The sequence below is a fragment of the Pseudomonas sp. KCJK9000 genome (assembly GCF_046230725.1).
GTDB lineage: Bacteria > Pseudomonadota > Gammaproteobacteria > Pseudomonadales > Pseudomonadaceae > Aquipseudomonas > Aquipseudomonas promysalinigenes.
Genome location: NZ_JBJJLN010000029.1, coordinates 12,343 through 30,333, shown reverse-complemented (window position 1 = coordinate 30,333; position 17,991 = coordinate 12,343). Strand labels below are relative to the sequence as shown.

Annotated in this window: 21 protein-coding genes; 1 reads left to right on the top strand and 20 read right to left on the bottom strand. The window is 60.9% G+C overall.

Features of this window, described 5'->3' with window-relative positions; genetic code table 11:
* Positions 1-7: 7 nt before the first annotated feature.
* From ispG to trmJ, 15 genes are all read right to left on the bottom strand, one after another.
* Positions 8-1,117 carry a flavodoxin-dependent (E)-4-hydroxy-3-methylbut-2-enyl-diphosphate synthase gene (ispG, locus tag ACK59H_RS14380; protein WP_060479419.1) on the bottom strand — a complete coding sequence of 370 codons (1,110 nt, stop codon included), beginning with the start codon at positions 1,115-1,117 and terminating at the stop codon, positions 8-10.
* 4 nt (positions 1,118-1,121) lie between these two features.
* Positions 1,122-2,120, bottom strand: coding sequence for a RodZ family helix-turn-helix domain-containing protein (locus ACK59H_RS14375; RefSeq protein WP_060479418.1), 999 nt, complete (start codon positions 2,118-2,120; stop codon positions 1,122-1,124).
* On the bottom strand, positions 2,117-2,899 hold the full coding sequence (pilW, locus tag ACK59H_RS14370; RefSeq protein WP_409264577.1) for a type IV pilus biogenesis/stability protein PilW: 783 nt from the start codon (positions 2,897-2,899) through the stop codon (positions 2,117-2,119). The genes ACK59H_RS14375 and pilW overlap by 4 nt, the downstream gene beginning before the upstream one ends.
* Before the next feature lie 13 nt (positions 2,900-2,912).
* A complete protein-coding gene (gene rlmN, locus ACK59H_RS14365; RefSeq protein WP_060479416.1) occupies positions 2,913-4,058 on the bottom strand; it encodes a 23S rRNA (adenine(2503)-C(2))-methyltransferase RlmN in 1,146 nt (381 codons plus the stop codon).
* A gap of 28 nt (positions 4,059-4,086) precedes the next feature.
* Positions 4,087-4,512 carry a nucleoside-diphosphate kinase gene (ndk, locus tag ACK59H_RS14360; protein WP_011532343.1) on the bottom strand — a complete coding sequence of 142 codons (426 nt, stop codon included), beginning with the start codon at positions 4,510-4,512 and terminating at the stop codon, positions 4,087-4,089.
* A gap of 89 nt (positions 4,513-4,601) precedes the next feature.
* Positions 4,602-4,802, bottom strand: a complete 201-nt coding sequence (gene iscX / locus ACK59H_RS14355) for a Fe-S cluster assembly protein IscX (protein WP_016713204.1) — start codon at positions 4,800-4,802, stop codon at positions 4,602-4,604.
* 10 nt (positions 4,803-4,812) lie between these two features.
* Positions 4,813-5,154, bottom strand: coding sequence for an ISC system 2Fe-2S type ferredoxin (fdx, locus tag ACK59H_RS14350; RefSeq protein ID WP_060479415.1), 342 nt, complete (start codon positions 5,152-5,154; stop codon positions 4,813-4,815).
* Positions 5,155-5,157: 3 nt separating this feature from the next.
* A complete protein-coding gene (gene hscA / locus ACK59H_RS14345) occupies positions 5,158-7,020 on the bottom strand; it encodes a Fe-S protein assembly chaperone HscA (protein ID WP_060479414.1) in 1,863 nt (620 codons plus the stop codon).
* Positions 7,021-7,062: 42 nt separating this feature from the next.
* Positions 7,063-7,584, bottom strand: coding sequence for a co-chaperone HscB (gene hscB / locus ACK59H_RS14340; protein ID WP_060479413.1), 522 nt, complete (start codon positions 7,582-7,584; stop codon positions 7,063-7,065).
* Between the two features lie 8 nt (positions 7,585-7,592).
* Positions 7,593-7,916, bottom strand: a complete 324-nt coding sequence (iscA, locus tag ACK59H_RS14335; protein ID WP_023630636.1) for an iron-sulfur cluster assembly protein IscA — start codon at positions 7,914-7,916, stop codon at positions 7,593-7,595.
* A 28-nt stretch (positions 7,917-7,944) separates the two neighbouring features.
* Positions 7,945-8,331: a Fe-S cluster assembly scaffold IscU gene (gene iscU / locus ACK59H_RS14330; protein WP_007929523.1), complete on the bottom strand. Its 387-nt coding sequence runs from the start codon at positions 8,329-8,331 to the stop codon at positions 7,945-7,947.
* Between the two features lie 46 nt (positions 8,332-8,377).
* On the bottom strand, positions 8,378-9,592 hold the full coding sequence (locus ACK59H_RS14325; RefSeq protein WP_060479412.1) for an IscS subfamily cysteine desulfurase: 1,215 nt from the start codon (positions 9,590-9,592) through the stop codon (positions 8,378-8,380).
* A 45-nt stretch (positions 9,593-9,637) separates the two neighbouring features.
* On the bottom strand, positions 9,638-10,129 hold the full coding sequence (gene iscR / locus ACK59H_RS14320; protein WP_008092572.1) for a Fe-S cluster assembly transcriptional regulator IscR: 492 nt from the start codon (positions 10,127-10,129) through the stop codon (positions 9,638-9,640).
* Positions 10,130-10,308: 179 nt separating this feature from the next.
* On the bottom strand, positions 10,309-11,094 hold the full coding sequence (gene cysE / locus ACK59H_RS14315; protein WP_060479411.1) for a serine O-acetyltransferase: 786 nt from the start codon (positions 11,092-11,094) through the stop codon (positions 10,309-10,311).
* Positions 11,095-11,097: 3 nt separating this feature from the next.
* Complete coding sequence (gene trmJ / locus ACK59H_RS14310) at positions 11,098-11,868, bottom strand: tRNA (cytosine(32)/uridine(32)-2'-O)-methyltransferase TrmJ (protein WP_060479431.1); 771 nt, start codon at positions 11,866-11,868, stop codon at positions 11,098-11,100.
* Between the two features lie 151 nt (positions 11,869-12,019).
* Here trmJ and suhB point away from each other — a divergent pair, with 151 nt between their 5' ends.
* Positions 12,020-12,838: an inositol-phosphate phosphatase gene (gene suhB, locus ACK59H_RS14305; RefSeq protein ID WP_060479410.1), complete on the top strand. Its 819-nt coding sequence runs from the start codon at positions 12,020-12,022 to the stop codon at positions 12,836-12,838.
* 148 nt (positions 12,839-12,986) lie between these two features.
* Here suhB and ACK59H_RS14300 read toward each other — a convergent pair whose 3' ends face one another.
* The 5 genes from ACK59H_RS14300 to tgt form a co-directional block, all read right to left on the bottom strand.
* A complete protein-coding gene (locus tag ACK59H_RS14300; RefSeq protein ID WP_060479409.1) occupies positions 12,987-13,529 on the bottom strand; it encodes a glycine zipper 2TM domain-containing protein in 543 nt (180 codons plus the stop codon).
* 119 nt (positions 13,530-13,648) lie between these two features.
* Positions 13,649-14,557, bottom strand: a complete 909-nt coding sequence (gene secF / locus ACK59H_RS14295; RefSeq protein WP_060479408.1) for a protein translocase subunit SecF — start codon at positions 14,555-14,557, stop codon at positions 13,649-13,651.
* Positions 14,558-14,567: 10 nt separating this feature from the next.
* Positions 14,568-16,430 carry a protein translocase subunit SecD gene (gene secD, locus ACK59H_RS14290; protein WP_060479407.1) on the bottom strand — a complete coding sequence of 621 codons (1,863 nt, stop codon included), beginning with the start codon at positions 16,428-16,430 and terminating at the stop codon, positions 14,568-14,570.
* A 64-nt stretch (positions 16,431-16,494) separates the two neighbouring features.
* Positions 16,495-16,830, bottom strand: a complete 336-nt coding sequence (gene yajC / locus ACK59H_RS14285) for a preprotein translocase subunit YajC (RefSeq protein ID WP_008092587.1) — start codon at positions 16,828-16,830, stop codon at positions 16,495-16,497.
* 42 nt (positions 16,831-16,872) lie between these two features.
* Complete coding sequence (tgt, locus tag ACK59H_RS14280; RefSeq protein ID WP_409264579.1) at positions 16,873-17,988, bottom strand: tRNA guanosine(34) transglycosylase Tgt; 1,116 nt, start codon at positions 17,986-17,988, stop codon at positions 16,873-16,875.
* Positions 17,989-17,991 lie beyond the last annotated feature (3 nt).

Genomic DNA, 17,991 nt, shown 5'->3' with positions numbered 1-17,991 from the left:
CTATGTGTCAGCTACGGGCGATCAGTGCCGCGTCAGCCTCGACCTTTTCGGCCGCTTTCTGGCGGATGAGCTTCTCCAGCTCATCGACCAGGTTGTCATTGGTCAGCTTCTGTGCTGGCTTGCCGTCGATATACACAAGGTTAGGCGTGCCACCGGTCAACCCCACGTGGGACTCCTTGGCTTCACCCGGCCCGTTGACCACGCAACCGATCACCGCCACATCCAGCGGGACCAGCAAGTCCTCGAGGCGCCCTTCCAGCTCGTTCATGGTCTTGACCACATCGAAGTTCTGCCGCGAACAGCTCGGGCAGGCGATGAAGTTGATGCCACGCGAACGCAGGTGCAAAGACTTGAGGATGTCGTAGCCAACTTTCACTTCTTCGACAGGGTCAGCCGCCAGCGAGATGCGGATGGTATCGCCAATGCCTTCGGCCAGCAGCATACCGAGGCCGACAGCGGATTTCACCGTCCCCGAACGCAGGCCACCGGCTTCGGTGATACCCAGGTGCAGCGGTTGAATGATCTGCTTGGCGAGCAGGCGATAGGCCTCCACGGCCATGAACACATCCGAAGCCTTGACGCTGACCTTGAAGTCCTGGAAATCCAGGCGGTCCAGATGTTCGACATGACGCAGGGCCGACTCCACCAATGCAGCTGGGGTCGGCTCGCCGTACTTCTTCTGCAGGTCCTTTTCCAGGGAGCCTGCATTGACGCCGATGCGGATTGGAATACCACGGTCGCGCGCAGCATCGACCACCGCGCGCACGCGGTCTTCGCGGCCAATGTTGCCGGGGTTGATGCGCAGGCAATCGACGCCAAGCTCAGCCACGCGCAGGGCGATCTTGTAGTCGAAATGAATGTCGGCAACCAGCGGCACGGTGACCAGCTGCTTGATCTTGCCGAACGCTTCGGCGGCGTCCATGTCCGGTACCGACACTCGCACGATATCGACGCCGGCATCGACCAGGCGCTGGATCTGCGCCACGGTGGCCAGCACATCGTTGGTGTCGGTGTTGGTCATGCTCTGCACCGCGATGGGGGCATCGCCACCCACCGGCACATTGCCGACCCAGATTTTGCGGGATTCGCGACGTTTGATCGGAGATTCGCCGTGCATGACTTTACTGTCCCAACTTCAGGCGAGCGGTTTCGCCACTGGTGAACGGGGCAACATCGACCGGCTGGCCGTTGTAGCTGACCTGGGCGCCCCGGGCAAAGCCCAGACGTACCGCAAATGGCGGCTTGCCGGTCAGTTCGAGGTTGTCCCCCTTGCGCTTGATGGCGCTGAACAGCACCTTGCCATTGCCATCGGACACTTGAGTCCAGCAATCGGCGGTGAACTGGATTGCGACCTTGGCGCTACCGGCCGGTACAGCCGCCGGGGCAGCAGGCTCGGCAGTTGCCGGGGCGCTGGCCGCTGGGACGGCTGGGGCTGCGGGGGCGACGGTGGTGGCCGGTGCCTGCTGCACTGCAGCCGAACCCGCAGCCGAAGCCGGGGCAGACTCAGCCGGGGCAACTTCGCTGGAGGGCTGGGTAACCGCGTCGGTTGGCGCCTGCTGCAGCGCCAGTGGCGCACTCTCAGGCTGCTGACCCGCCGTCACGGCCTGGTCTTCAGGCTCATCCAGCGGGTGGATCTGCGTGGTACCGTCGGCGCTTTCGACTTCGACATGTTCGAGGGCAATTTTCGCCAGGTCCTTGCCTTTGAGGCTGCCCTTGTCCTGCCACCAGATGAAACTGCCACCCACCACCGCGACCAACAGCAGCAAGGTCACGCCGCGCATGATGTTATGCGACAAACGCATCGGTTCTTCGATACGGCCGAGCGAGTGCACGTCACTGCCTTTGGCATGGGTGCCGGTGTACTGATCGAAGGCTTCGACCAGAGGTGCCTGATCCATCTCCATCAGTTTGGCGTAGGCGCGGATGTAACCTCGGGCAAAGGTGTGCCCTGGCAGCTTGTCGAAGGCGCCGGTTTCCAGGTGATTCAAGGAACTGACGGTGAGGTTCAGCTTGCGGGCCACCTCGGCTTGCGACCACTCCCGTTTCTCGCGGGCCTGGCGCAACAATTCACCGGGGTTCTGGCCAGTCGCTGCTGCTACTTCGGGATGCGCGGCTTTCATCGTTGCTCCGACAGGTATTGCTGATATTCCGGCGTACCGGGATAAAGTCGTTGTAATTGCTGGCCAAGATCGGCCAGGGTACCTTGCTCGTCGAACACACGGGCAAGGCGGCTGCCCAGCAGCAGGCTACGGGCGGTGTGATCGCTCAACTGGCTGAAACGATCGTAGTATTCACGGGCCGGCACATAATGCCTGTTTTCGTAGGACAACTCAGCCATTTCCAATAACGCTCTGGGCTGGCGTCGGTCGAGTTGCAGGGCCTTGGTCAGATACGCATGTGCCTGGTCGCGATCGTCGAGCTTCAGAGCCGTGAGGCCAAGGTTCTCGTACACGCGCGAGCGTTCAGGATACAGGGTATCGGCACTGGCCAGGCGAAACATCTGCTCGGCTTGGGCAAAACGTTGCTGAGCATATAGGAAACTGCCGTAATTGTTGCGAATTCGCGTATCGCCAGGGCGCGACAGTAGCGCTTTTTTGAAATGCGCCTCGGCCAGGGCAGGCTCCGCCTCGGCCAGGGCAGGCTCCGCCTCGGCCTGGAACACCAGGGCCAGGGCCGCATGGGCATCGGCGTCACCTGCATTGAGGGCCAGGGCTTTGCCAAGAGGCGCCTTGGCCTGCTGGGTCAAACCTTGTTGCAGATACCCCAGGCCAAGCTGCGTGTACGCACGGCCTGCCTCCAGCCGCCCTTGCCGATTGGCAAGGGGGTCGCTTGCTCCGCCGGACACGCAGCCGGCCAGCAGCGATAGCGCAAGGATCGACAGCGCGGCGCGCAAGCTCATGACAAAGCCAGGCTCAGTGGCGCACGCCGCTGACTGGCTGCTCAGCGTCAGCGGACAGCTGGCGGACAGCGATATAGCGCTCGCTGCGGCGGGTACGGTCGTTGACCTGACCGACCAATTGACCACAGGCCGCGTCGATATCGTCGCCGCGGGTGGTACGGGTGGTGACGTTGAAGCCACCATGGTGCAGCAGGTCCTGGAAGCGGCGGATAGCATTGTTGCTCGGCCGCTCGTAACCCGAATGAGGGAACGGGTTGAACGGGATCAGGTTGATCTTGCACGGTACGTCGCGCAGCAATTCGATCATTTGCGCCGCATGCTCAGGCTGGTCGTTGACGTCCTTGAGCAAGGTGTACTCGATGGTCAGCACACGCTTGCCGCCAAGGGTCGACATATAACCCATGCACGACTCAAGCAGCATCTTCAGTGGATACTTTTTATTGATCGGCACCAGCTGGTTGCGCAGTTCGTCGTTGGGTGCGTGCAGCGACAAGGCCAGCGACACGTCGATGTGCTTGGCCAGTTCGTCGATCATCGGCACCACGCCCGAGGTGGACAGGGTGACGCGGCGCTTGGAAATGCCATAGCCCAGATCTTCCATCATGATCTTCATGGCGGCGATGACATTGTCGAAGTTCAGCAGAGGCTCGCCCATGCCCATCATGACCACGTTGGTAATGGCGCGGTCGATCTTGGCAGGGACGGTCCCAAAAGATTTGTTCGCAAGCCACACCTGCCCGATCACTTCGGCGGCGGTGAGGTTGCTGTTGAAGCCTTGCTTGCCGGTGGAGCAGAAACTGCAGTCCAGGGCGCAGCCGGCTTGGGACGATACGCAGAGCGTGCCGCGGTCGTCGGTAGGGATGTAGACGGTTTCGACGCAGCTGCCGGAGGCAACGCGGATCACCCACTTACGGGTACCGTCTGCGGAAATGTCTTCACTGACCACTTCCGGGCCGCGAATCTCGGCAACGGCCTCGAGTTTTTCGCGCAAGACCTTGCCGACATTGGTCATGGCGGCGAAATCGTCGACGCCAAAATGGTGAATCCACTTCATCACCTGCCCGGCGCGAAAGCGCTTCTCCCCGATCGAGTCGAAGAACTGTTCCATTTCCTGCAGGGTCAGCCCCAACAGGTTGATTTTGCCGGTAGATGTCGTCATGGATTCACCTTCACCCTTAAGCTTTCGCTTAGCGAGTGGTTACCTCGGTAGCAGCGAAGAAGTAAGCGATTTCGCGGGCAGCAGCAGCTTCGGAGTCCGAACCGTGAACGGCGTTGGCGTCGATCGACTCAGCGAAGTCAGCGCGGATGGTGCCTGGAGCAGCTTCTTTAGGGTTGGTAGCGCCCATCAGCTCACGGTTCAGAGCGATGGCGTTTTCGCCTTCCAGAACCTGAACGACGACCGGACCGGAAGTCATGAAAGCAACCAGGTCACCGAAGAAGCCACGAGCGCTGTGCTCGGCGTAGAAGCCTTCGGCTTCGGCTTTGGACAGTTGCTTGATTTTCGAGGCAACGATTTTCAGGCCGGCTTCTTCGAAGCGGGTGGTGATCTTGCCGATAACGTTCTTGGCAACGGCGTCCGGCTTGATGATCGAGAAAGTACGTTGAACAGCCATGGAAAACTCCAGAATATGAGTGTTACGAAAAATTAAACCCGCGAATTATACGCGGGTTCCAGGGGATTGCCTAACCTGCAGCGTCACGCTTAGTCGGCTTCGTCAATCCAGGCCGCCTGGATGGCCTCGAGCACTTTTTCACCGCCTCGTGACGGATCGTCGCTGAACTCCGGCAGCGCCAGCACCCAACGGTGCAGATCGACGAAATTCACATATCTAGGATCGACTTCCGGCTTGCTTTCTGCAAGCTGGATGGCGATCTCAAGTACATCAATCCATTTCAGGCTCATGGGGCAAATCTCAGTGCGGTGCTTCGGCAGCGTGGTTGAGCGAATATTTCGGAATCTCGATGGTGAGGTCCTCGTCACCGACGATAACCTGGCAGGCCAGACGCGATTGCGCCTCCAGGCCCCATGCCTTGTCCAGCATGTCTTCTTCCAGCTCGTCGGCCTCCTCGAGCGAGTCGAAGCCTTCACGCACGATGCAATGACAAGTGGTGCACGCGCACACACCACCGCACGCGCTCTCCATCTCGATGTGGTGCTCGTGGGCCAGCTCCAGAATGTTGGTGCCTGGCTCCACTTCAACCACCAGCCCTTGCGGGCAGAACTTCTCGTGCGGCAGGAAAATCACCTGGGGCATCGGTTACTCCTCGATCTCATTCAGGTTGCGCCCGGCCAGTGCGGCTTTGACCGTCGAATCAAGGCGACGGGCGGCAAAAGCATCGGTCACCTGCGACAGACGCTTGGTCTGCTGCTCGATGGCGGGGCCATCGGTGCCGTTGAGCAAATCACGCAATTCTTGCATCTGGTACTCGATGGCCACCCGCTCATCTTCGCTGAGCAAGCGTTCACCGTCGGCATCCAGGGCGCCCTGCACCGCTTCGAGCAGGCGCTCACCGTCGACCTGGTGCTCGCGCAACTGGCGCGCCTGCTTGTCGGAGCCTGCGTGCTCGAAGGAATCCTTGAGCATGCGGGCGATCTCGCCGTCGGTCAGGCCGTAGGACGGCTTCACCTGAATGCTGGCCTCAACCCCCGAACCCAGTTCGCGGGCGGCCACGCTGAGCAGGCCGTCGGCGTCGACCTGGAAGGTCACGCGGATCTTCGCGGCGCCGGCGACCATGGCCGGAATGCCGCGCAACTCGAAGCGCGCCAGGGAGCGGCAGTCGCTGATCAACTCGCGCTCACCCTGCAGCACGTGGATCATCATGGCCGACTGGCCGTCTTTATAGGTGGTGAATTCCTGGGCACGCGCCACTGGAATGGTGGTGTTACGCGGGATCACCTTTTCCATCAGCCCGCCCATGGTCTCGAGACCAAGTGACAGCGGGATGACATCGAGCAGCAGCAGTTCGCCGCCTTCGCGGCGGTTGCCGGCCAGGGTGTCGGCCTGAATGGCAGCGCCGATGGCGACGACCTGATCGGGGTCGATGGAGGTCAGCGGCGTACGCCCGAACAGCGCACCAACGGCTTCACGCACTCGCGGCACGCGGGTCGAACCACCGACCATGACCACGGCGCCCACCTCGTCCAGCTCGACACCGCTGTCGCGCACGGCGCGCCGGCAAGCTTTCAAGCTGCGGGCGACCAGGGGTTCGATCATGGCTTCGAAGGCCACTCGGCTCAGCTCGCCGCGCCAGGCGCCATGGCTGACAGTGACGCTATCGGCGTCGGTCAGGGCCTCTTTGGCAGCGCACGCGGCTTGCAGCAGCTGGCGTTGGGTGGCCGGATCGAGGTCGGCCGAGAGGCCCGCCTGCTCGATGATCCAGCCGGCGATGGCGTGATCGAAATCGTCGCCACCCAGGGCCGTATCGCCACCTGTGGCCAACACCTCGAATACACCCGCAGTCAGGCGCAGGATGGAAATATCGAAAGTACCGCCACCCAGATCATAAATGGCCACCAGGCCCTCGGCATTCTGGTCGAGCCCATAAGCCACGGCAGCGGCAGTTGGCTCGTTGAGCAGGCGCAGTACGTTAAGGCCAGCCAGACGGGCAGCATCCTTGGTGGCTTGGCGCTGGGCATCGTCGAAATAGGCAGGCACGGTGATCACTGCACCCACCAGCTCACCGCCAAGGGTGGCTTCGGCGCGCTCGCGCAGCACCTTGAGAATGTCGGCGGAGACTTCAACCGGGCTTTTCGGGCCCTGCACAGTGTCGATGAACGGCATGTGCGACTCGCCGCCGACAAAGCGATAAGGCAGCTGCTCGCCGAGCTGTTTTACATCTGCCAGGCCTCGCCCCATCAGGCGCTTGACCGACAGCACGGTGTTCAGCGGGTCGCTGGAAGCCGCTTCACGCGCTGCCAGGCCAACTTCATTGTGGTCGGCCAGGTAACGCACTGCTGACGGCAGAATGACGTTGCCCTGCGCATCAGGCAGGGGCTCGCTGCGACCGCTGCGCACGGCAGCGACCAGAGAATTGGTGGTACCCAGGTCGATACCCACCGCCAGGCGGCGCTGGTGCGGCTGAGGGCTTTGACCGGGTTCGGCGATCTGCAGTAGGGCCATGCTTATCTGAATACCTTAGGTGTCGCCACGGGCGCCACCGGGTTAGTCGTCGAGGCGCTCTTCGAGTTGGCGCACTTCTTGGGCGAGCTTGTCCAGGAATTGCATGCGGCGCATCAGGCGCTCGGCCTTGTCGCGCTCGGCAGGCACATCCCAGCAGGCGGCGAAATCCTCGTTCAGCGTGTCCTGAGCAGCCTTCAGGCGCTTCTTGAACACAGCCACGCCGTCGAGGTCGGCTTCATCCTGCAGCTCTTCCAGCTCTTCGCGCCACTGCATTTGCTGCATCAGAAAATCAGGGTCGTGGACCGTGACCTCCTGGGGCACTTCGTGGCCACCGATGGCCAGCAGGTAACGGGCACGGCGCGGCGCGCTGCGCAGCGTCTGATAGGCATCATTGAGGGCCGCAGACTTTTCCAGCGCCGCCCGCTGCTCGCGCTCGGAGGCGTCAGCGAAGCGATCCGGGTGGACCTCACGTGCCAGTTCGCGATAGCGAACGGCCAGTTTATCGAGGTCCAGACGGAAGCAGGGCTGGAGGTCGAACAGAGCGAAGTGACAAGGAGTACCCACGGCCAGCCTCAAACGTTGAAGCTTTCGCCGCAGCCACACTCACCGCGCACGTTGGGATTGTTGAACTTGAAGCCTTCGTTCAAACCTTCCTTGACGAAGTCCAGCTCGGTACCGTCCAAGTAGACCAGGCTCTTGGGATCAATGATCACCTTGACGCCGTGGTTCTCGAACACCTGGTCTTCGGCGGCCAGCTCGTCGACGAACTCCAGCACGTAGGCCAGGCCCGAGCAGCCGGTGGTGCGCACGCCCAGGCGAATGCCCTCACCTTTGCCACGCCCATCGAGGGAACGGCGAATGTGGTTGGCGGCGGCTTCTGTCATGCTGATAGCCATCGGAACTCCTTGAGTCTTGCGGGCGGGCTTAGATCAAGCCTTTCTTCTGCTTGTAGTCGCGAACGGCTGCCTTGATGGCATCTTCGGCGAGTACCGAGCAGTGGATCTTCACTGGCGGCAACGCCAGCTCTTCCGCCAACTGGGTGTTCTTGATGGTTTCGGCTTCGTCCAGCGTTTTGCCCTTCATCCATTCGGTGGCCAGAGAGCTGGAAGCGATGGCCGAACCGCAGCCGTAGGTCTTGAACTTGGCGTCTTCGATGATGCCTTGCTCGTTGACCTTGATTTGCAGACGCATCACGTCACCGCACGCCGGGGCGCCGACCATGCCGGTGCCGACATCTGGGTCCTCGGCATTCATCTTGCCGACGTTACGTGGGTTTTCGTAGTGGTCGATGACCTTTTCACTATATGCCATGGTGCAATTCCTTCCTCATCAGGGAGCCGCTCTTGCCGGCGACTGCTTAGTGGGCGGCCCACTCGATCTTGGAGATGTCGACGCCGTCTTTGTACATGTCCCAAAGCGGCGACAACTCACGGAGTTTGTTAACGGCCTCGCAGACTTTCTGCGCGGCGTAGTCGACTTCTTCCTCGGTTGTGAAGCGGCCGAAGGAGAAGCGGATCGAGCTGTGCGCCAACTCATCGTTGCGGCCCAGCGCGCGCAGCACATAGGACGGCTCGAGCGAAGCGGAGGTACAGGCCGAACCGGAGGATACGGCGATGTCCTTGAGCGACATCAGCAGCGACTCGCCCTCGACATAGTTGAAGCTCAGGTTGAGATTGTGCGGCACGCGTGCAGTTTTGCTGCCGTTGACGTACAGCTCTTCAAGGTCCGATACCTGCTTGAAGAAACGGTCACTCAGGGCCTTGATGCGCACGTTCTCGGCGGCCATTTCCTGCTTGGCGATGGCGAACGCCTCGCCCATGCCGACGATCTGGTGGGTTGGCAGCGTGCCCGAACGCATACCGCGCTCATGGCCACCACCATGAATGATGGCTTCCAGACGCACCCGCGGCTTGCGGCTGACGTACAGCGCGCCAATACCTTTAGGGCCATACGCCTTGTGAGCGGAGAACGACATCAGGTCGACCTTCAGCTTCTGCAGGTCGATTTCAACCTTGCCGGCCGATTGAGCGGCGTCGACGTGGAACAGCACGCCGCGCGAACGGGTCAGTTCACCGATGGCAGCAATATCATTGATCGAACCGACTTCGTTGTTCACGTGCATCAGCGAAACCAGGATGGTGTCGTCGCGCAGCACCGCCTCGACCATGGCCGGGGTGATGATGCCGTCTTCGCCCGGCTCCAGGTAGGTGACTTCGAAACCTTCACGCTCGAGCTGGCGCGCGGTGTCCAGAACCGCCTTGTGCTCGATCTTGGAGGTGATGATGTGCTTGCCTTTGCTCTGATAGAAGTGCGCCACGCCTTTGATGGCGAGGTTGTCGGACTCGGTGGCACCGCTGGTCCAGACGATTTCGCGCGGGTCGGCATTGATCAGCTCGGCGACCTGACGACGGCCGTTCTCAACCGCTTCTTCGGCCTTCCAGCCGAACACGTGGGAACGCGAAGCCGGGTTACCGAAGTTGCCGTCGACCAGCAGGCAATCGGCCATTTTCTGGGCAACACGCGGGTCGACCGGCGTGGTAGCGGAATAATCGAGGTAGATCGGCAACTTCATGGGTATCTCCTATCAGGCGGTGGCGTCGCTCGTCGCGGCTAATGGTCAGTCGACGGCAGACGTCTCAATCTTGTCCAGCTGGGCGGTACGGCCTGCGACTCGCCGCAGGTCCTGGCGCTGAGCGACTTCCTGCACCTCACGGCGCATGACAAGGTCGGCCAGGCTGATGCCGCTGAGGAATTCGTGAATCTGCTGGCTGAGGTCGCACCACAGGTGGTGGGTCAGGCAGGTGTCACCGGCATGGCAATCCCCAAGCCCCTGGCAACGGGTGGCATCGACCGATTCGTTGACCGCATCGATGACCTGGGCCACCTGGATGGTTTCCATGCCGCGCGACAGCTGATAACCGCCGCCAGGGCCGCGAACGCTGGAAACGAGGCTGCTGCGGCGCAGCTTGGCGAACAGCTGTTCCAGATAAGAAAGGGAAATGCCCTGGCGCTCGGAAATGTCGGCCAAAGACACAGGCCCATGCTGCGCGTGCAGTGCCAGGTCGAGCATGGCAGTGACGGCGTATCGGCCTTTAGTAGTCAGTCGCATGGCTAATGGGTACCACGGGAGTTACGGGATGTGTGCAAGTATGCGATTCCCGAGCATTTAAGTCAACTATTAGACCTAGTGCTTTAGTCGGGCTTGCATCTGGAGGGCGGGCGCGATTGTAGCAGCAACGGGGCGCGAGCACACGCCCCATGTGTCAGAGCCGCGCGGACGCGGCGCGATCAATGCGACTGAGTGTCGCGCTCAGCGGCCTGGGTTTGTTGGATGAAGTCGTCTTCAGGGAGCTTGGGCAGCTCTTTGGCACAATAGTCGCTGCCCATTTTGGTCAGGGCCCCGCACATGCCTTCGAGGCGCTCGTCGACGGCCTGCAGATGGTCGAGCATCTGGCCAATGGCGCGAGCCACCGGGTCCGGCATGTCGCCGCTGACGCCGTAGGCATCGAAGCCGATTTTCTCGGCCATGGCCTTGCGCCGCGCCTCGATGTCGCTGTCCTCGCTCTTGACGATGATCCGCCCAGGGATACCCACCGCCGTTGCACCGGCCGGCACCGCCTTGGTCACCACCGCGTTGGAGCCAATCTTGGCGCCCGCCCCGACGGTGAACGGGCCCAGCACCTTGGCACCTGCGCCTACCACCACACCGTTCTCCAGGGTTGGATGGCGCTTGCCTTTGTTCCAGCTGGTGCCACCAAGGGTCACCCCCTGGTAGAGCGTGACATCGTCGCCGATTTCGGCGGTTTCGCCGATGACGATACCCATGCCGTGGTCGATGAAGAAGCGTCGACCGATGGTTGCGCCCGGATGGATTTCGATACCGGTCAGCCAGCGGCCGAAGTTGGACACCAGGCGTGCCAACCACTTGAAATCACGCTTCCACAGGGCATTACCCAAGCGGTGCAGCCAAATGGCATGCATGCCGGGGTAGCAAGTCAGCACCTCGAAAGCGTTGCGCGCTGCAGGATCACGATGAAATACGCTTTGGATATCTTCACGCAGACGTTCGAACATCTGTCAGTCCTTCCGTTTATGCGGCTCGCCCCGGACCACTTTCTGGGTCTCGGTGAGGATGCCGCGCAAAATGCTTATTTCCGTACGCTCGACCGAACTACGCCCATACAACCGGCGCAAGCGCGGCATCAGGTGTTTGGGCTTGGCCGGGTCGAGGAAGCCGATGTCCACCAGGGTTTTTTCCAGGTGTTCGTAGAACAGCTCCATTTCGTCCATGGTCGCCAGTTCGTTGCCGCGCCTAGCGCCGGCGTCAGCCTTCTCGATGCTCAAGGCCCCGCCCTCGGCCCCCAGCCAGGCCATGCGTACCTCGTAGGCAAGCACCTGGACCGCTGCAGCGAGGTTCAACGAGCTGAAGTCTGGATTGGAGGGAATATGCACATGGAAGTGACATCGCTGCAGTTCGTCGTTGGTCAGGCCGGCATGCTCACGCCCGAACACCAGGGCGATGGACTCACCCGCCATGGAATGCTCCACTGCCTTGACCGCGCACTCGCGCGGATCGATCAGCGGCCAGGGGATACTCCGCTCCCGGGCGCTGGTGCCCATGACCAGGCTGCAACCGACCAGCGCATCCTCAAGGCTGTCGACCACCTGGGCATTGGCCAGGATGTCGTCAGCTCCGGAAGCTCGCGCGCTGGCTTCATCAGCTGGAAAATCTTTTGGCTGCACCAGCACCAAACGCGACAAGCCCATGTTTTTCATGGCACGCGCAGCGCCGCCGATGTTGCCGGGGTGGCTGGTATTGACCAGAACAACACGAATATTTTGCAGCAAGGTGTTGTGCTCACAGATGCAGGTTTGGGGGGAAACGATCTTACAGAACCGACCAGCGTAACGCCAAGAAAGCAAATGTGACACTTCTGCCGCCAAACTTTTCTGCTAGAATGTCCGGCTTTATTCTTTAACATCTCCAGGTGACCCGCCCATGCAGCCTATGCTGAATATCGCCCTGCGCGCCGCTCGCAGCGCCAGTGAACTGATTTTCCGCTCCATCGAACGCCTGGATAGCATCAAGGTCGACGAGAAAGAGGCCAAGGACTACGTCTCCGAAGTGGATCGCGCCGCCGAGCAGAGCATCGTCAATGCCCTGCGCAAGGCCTACCCGAACCACTCCATTCAAGGTGAAGAAACCGGCCTGCACGCCGGCACCGGCGAAGAAGGCAAGGACTACCTGTGGGTCATCGACCCGCTGGACGGCACCACCAACTTCCTGCGTGGCATTCCGCACTTTGCTGTCAGCATCGCCTGCAAATACCGCGGCCGCCTCGAGCACGCCGTGGTCGTCGACCCAGTACGCCAGGAAGAATTCACCGCCAGCCGCGGCCGTGGCGCCCAGCTCAATGGCCGCCGCCTGCGCGTCAGCTCGCGCACCAGCCTCGAAGGCGCCCTGCTGGGCACCGGCTTCCCATTCCGTGACAACCAAATGGCTGACATGGACAACTACCTGGGCATGTTCCGCGCCCTGACCGGCCAAACTGCCGGTATCCGCCGCGCAGGCTCCGCCGCACTGGACCTGGCCTACGTGGCCGCTGGCCGCTTCGACGCCTTCTGGGAGTCGGGCCTGTCCGAGTGGGACATGGCAGCAGGCGTGTTGCTGATCCAGGAAGCCGGCGGCTTGGTGAGCGACTTCAACGGTGGCCACGATTTCCTCGACAAAGGCCACATCGTTGCGGGCAACATCAAGTGCTTCAAGGCCGTACTCACCGCTATCCAGCCACACCTGCCAGAGCACATGAAGCGCTAAGCGCCAATTGCCGGCCATAAAGAAAGCACCCCATGGGGTGCTTTCTTTTTGCCTGAAGATTGGTAGCGCAATCAAAGGTCAACCGAGGCCAACTAGCGCGACGCAGACCTCAAAGCTTAGGCTGCAGGGGCCAGCGCAAATAGGACCGTCACTGCCCAGCTTCACTGAGAATCAGCTTGCCATTCTTGTCCACAGGAATGGTCGAGCCTGGTTCGTGATCCATCTTCACCTGCCCCGCCTTGTCGCCAAGCGTGTATTTGACGTTATACCCGACTACCTTGTCGCTGACGTCATGCACGGTGTTGCAGCGCGTTTGGGTGGTGGTATAGGTGTCACGCTGCTGCATGCCTTCCTGCACCTTGTTCCCCGCATAACCACCACCGACAGCACCTGCCACGGTGGCGATCTTCTTGCCAGTGCCGCCGCCAATCTGGTTACCCAGCAGTCCACCGGCGAGCGCACCGACCACAGTACCAGCAATCTGGTGCTGATCCTTGACCGGCGCTTGGCGCGTGACGGTCACGTCTTTGCACACCTCACGCGGTGTCTTGATCTGTTGCTTGATCGGTTGCACATCGGTGACCTGGGCATATTCAGGCCCTTTGTTCACCAAGCTGTAGGTGGCCACAGCACCTCCGGCGGTTACACCGACAGCACCCAGTACAGCGCCTACCAGCATTGATTTGTTCACATGAACCTCCTGTTGTACCTGCAGGAGTCAACCTGCTTTCTCCCTGCCTTGGAGCAAAAAAAAAGGCGCGAGTTCAACACTCGCGCCTTTGGGGTCGCCGAACGGCGTAAGACTAATCGTCAGGGACGATCATCCACACCGTCGGTTTTCGCTGGTGGAATCAGGTCTTCGCTATTCAAGTTCAGCCAGATCAGCACCACGTTGGCGATGTAGATCGATGAATAGGTACCTGCCATGACGCCGATGAACAGCGCCAGCGAGAAGCCGAACAGGTTATCGCCCCCAAAGAACAGCAGCGCAGCGATGGCCAGCAAGGTCGAGACCGAGGTTGCCACGGTGCGCAGTAAGGTCTGGGTGGTCGAGACGTTGATGTTCTCGATCAACGACGCTTTGCGCATCACACGGAAGTTTTCACGCACCCGGTCGAAGACCACGATGGTGTCGTTGAGCGAATAGCCGATGATGGCAAGTACCGCTGCCAGTACCGTCAGGTCGAAGGTGATCTGGAAGAACGACAGAATGCCCAGGGTGACCACCACGTCGTGAATCAACGAGATGATCGCACCCACGGCGAACTTCCATTGGAAGCGGAATGCCAGGTAGATGAGGATACCGCCCAAGGCCAGCAGCATGCCGAGGCCACCCTGATCGCGCAGCTCTTCACCTACCTGCGGGCCGACGAACTCGACTCGCTTGATGGTCGCTGGGTTGTCGCCACCGATCTTCTGTAGCGCAGCTGCCACTTTGTTACCCAACTGCGGGTCATCGCCCGGCATACGCACCAGCAGGTCGGTGGTGGCGCCAAAGCTCTGCACCACAGCCTCGTGGAAGCCGGAGTCGACCAGCTCGGCGCGCACCGCCTTCAGGTCAGCCGGGCGCTCGTAGGTCAGCTCGATCAGCGTACCGCCGGTGAAGTCCAGGCCGAAGTTCAGGCCCTTCTGCCACCAGCTGAATAACGCCAGTACGGTGAGGAGCACGGTAATGCCGAACGCGACATTGCGCACGCCCATGAAATTGATGGTTTTCATCGTAGCTCCCTCAAACCCACAGCTTCTTGATGTCACGCCCGCCGCAGGTCAGGTTGACCAAGGCGCGAGTTACCATCACGGCAGTGAACATCGATGTGAAAATCCCGAGGGACATGGTGACGGCGAAGCCTTTGACTGGCCCGGTACCCATGGCGAACAGAATGCCACCCACCAGCAGGGTAGTCAGGTTGGCATCGACAATCGCCGAGTAAGCACGGTTGAAGCCTTCGTGAATGGCCCGCTGCACCGACATGCCCGCTGCCAGCTCCTCGCGAATACGCGAGAAGATCAGCACGTTGGCATCCACCGCCATACCCATCGTCAACACGATACCGGCGATACCCGGCAGGGTCAGCGTGGCCCCGAGCAACGACATCAACGCCAGCAACAGCACCATGTTGCCTGCCAGGGCGATGGTTGCCAGCACACCGAATCCGCGGTAGATGGCGATGATGAACAGCGAGACGAACAGCATCCCCCACAGCGACGCATCGATACCCTTGGTGATGTTGTCCGCACCCAGGCTAGGGCCGATGGTGCGTTCCTCAGCGAAGTACATCGGCGCCGCCAGACCACCGGCACGCAGCAGCAGGGCCAGTTCCGACGACTCACCCTGGCCATTGAGGCCGGTGATACGGAATTGGCTGCCCAGTGGCGACTGAATGGTTGCCAGGCTGATGATCTTCTTCTCTTCCTGGAAGCTCTGAACGGCAACGTCCTTCTCGACGCCGTCGACGGTCTGCTTGACATAGCGTGTGACCGGCTTCTGCTCGATGAAGATCACCGCCATGCTGCGGCCCACATTGCTGCGGGTTGCGCGGCTCATCAGCTCGCCACCGTGACCGTCCAGACGGATGTTCACCTGTGGGCGACCATGCTCGTCGAAGCTCGCCTGGGCATCGGTCACCTGGTCACCCGTGATGATCAGGCCACGCTCCACAGCAGCGGAGCGGTTGCCTTCGCGGAACTCGAAGACCTCGGTAGTAGCCTTGGAAGCACCAGGCTCGGCGCCAAAGCGGAACTCCAGGTTGGCGGTCTTGCCGAGGATGCGCTTGGCTTCGGCAGTGTCCTGAACGCCCGGCAGCTCGACCACGATGCGGTTGGCACCCTGACGCTGTACCAGCGGCTCGGCCACACCCAGCTCGTTCACACGATTGCGCACGGTGGTGAGGTTCTGCTTGATCGAGTACTCGCGGATCTCGGCGACTTTCGCCTGGGTCAGCGCCAGACGCAGCACCGCCAGGTCATTGCGCTCGGTGGTGGTCAGGTCGAAATCATTGAAATTCTTGCGGATCAGGGCACGTGCCTGTTCGCGGGTGGCGTCGTCAGCGAAGCCCAGCATCACAGCGCCATCTTGCGGCGGCAGGCTGCGGTAGCGAACGCGCTCTTTACGCAGCAAGGTCTTGACCTCGCCTTCGTAGACTTTCATGCGGGCAGTCATGGCCTTGTCCATGTCCACTTCCAGCAGGAAGTGCACACCACCGGACAGGTCCAGGCCCAGCTTCATCGGGCTTGCGCCCAGGTTACGCAGCCACTGCGGCGTCGTTTGAGCCAGGTTCAAGGCCACGACGTAGTCATCGCCCAGCGCCTTGCGCACAACATCCTTGGCTGGCAGTTGATCTTCCTGGTTGTTCAGGCGAATCAGCCCACTGCCCTTCTCACCCAGGCTGGCACCCTTGACGGTGATGCCAGCATCGCTCAGCGCCTTGCTGACGCGATCGAGGTCGGCCTGCTTGACCTGCAGCGCCGAGCTGGCACCACTGATCTGCACCGCCGGATCGTCCGGGTAGAGGTTGGGAGCGGAATAAATGAAACCGATCGCCAGTACCACCAGGATCAGTGCGTATTTCCACAGAGGGTATTTGTTCAGCATCACGCCGCCCGTTCAAGACGCGGGGCGCTTTGCGCGCCCCGACTGGAAAAATGAAACCGGTAACTCAGATAGCTTTGAGCGTACCTTTTGGCAGGGTGGCCGCGATGGCACCCTTCTGGAACTTCAGTTCGACGGTATCGGAAACTTCCAGTACCACGAAGTCATCGGAAACCTTGACGATCTTGCCGGCGATGCCGCCGTTGGTGACAACTTCGTCACCCTTTTGCAAGTTGCTCAGCAGGTTCTTCTGCTCTTTGGCACGCTTGGCCTGTGGACGCCAGATCATCAGGTAGAAGATGACCAGGAAACCAACCAGGAAAATCCACTCGAAACCGGTACCGGCGGGGCCAGCGGCGGGTGCTGCAGCGTCCGCGTATGCGGCGGGGATCAAGAAGCTCATTGGGCACTCCTAATGTAATTTTCGAATAATAATTGCGAACAGTCAGGCCAAAGGCGGCACAGCAAGCCCGCGCTTGGCGTAGAAGGCGTCGACGAAGGCGGCCAATTTACCCTGTTGAATAGCCTCGCGTAAACCGGCCATCAAGCGCTGGTAATGGCGCAAGTTGTGGATGGTATTCAGCATGCTGCTCAGCATTTCGCCGCACTTGTCCAGATGATGGAGGTAGGCACGGGAGAAGTTGGTGCAGGTGTAGCAATCACAGGTCGGATCCAGTGGCGAATCATCATGGCGATGGAACGCGTTACGGATCTTGATCACCCCTGTATCGACGAACAGGTGGCCGTTGCGCGCATTGCGCGTAGGCATCACGCAGTCGAACATGTCGACGCCGCGGCGCACACCCTCAACCAGATCTTCAGGTTTGCCTACTCCCATAAGGTAACGAGGTTTGTCAGCGGGCATCTGATCTGGCAGGTAGTCCAGCACCTTGATCATTTCGTGCTTGGGCTCGCCCACCGACAGCCCGCCGATGGCCAGGCCGTCGAAGCCGATGTTTTCCAGCGCTTCGAGCGAGCGCATGCGCAGGTCCTGATACATGCCGCCCTGGACGATGCCAAACAGTGCGGCAGTGTTGTCGCCATGAGCATTCTTCGAGCGCTGAGCCCAGCGCAGCGACAGCTCCATGGAGGTGCGCGCCACATCATGCTCGGCCGGGTACGGCGTGCACTCGTCGAAAATCATGACGATGTCCGAGCCCAGATCGCGCTGGACCTGCATCGACTCTTCCGGGCCCATGAACACTTTGGAGCCATCGACCGGCGAGGCGAAGGTTACACCCTCTTCCTTGATCTTGCGCATGGCACCCAGGCTGAACACCTGGAAGCCGCCAGAGTCGGTCAGGATAGGGCCTTTCCATTGCATGAAGTCGTGCAGGCCGTTGTGCTTCTTGATCACCTCGGTGCCTGGGCGCAGCCACAGGTGGAAGGTGTTGCCCAGAATGATCTCGGCACCGATGGCCTCGATGTCACGCGGTAGCATGCCCTTGACCGTGCCATAGGTACCCACTGGCATGAAGGCTGGGGTTTCGACCGTGCCACGGGGGAAGGTCAACCGGCCACGACGGGCCTTGCCGTCGGTAGCCAGCAGTTCGAACGACATTCG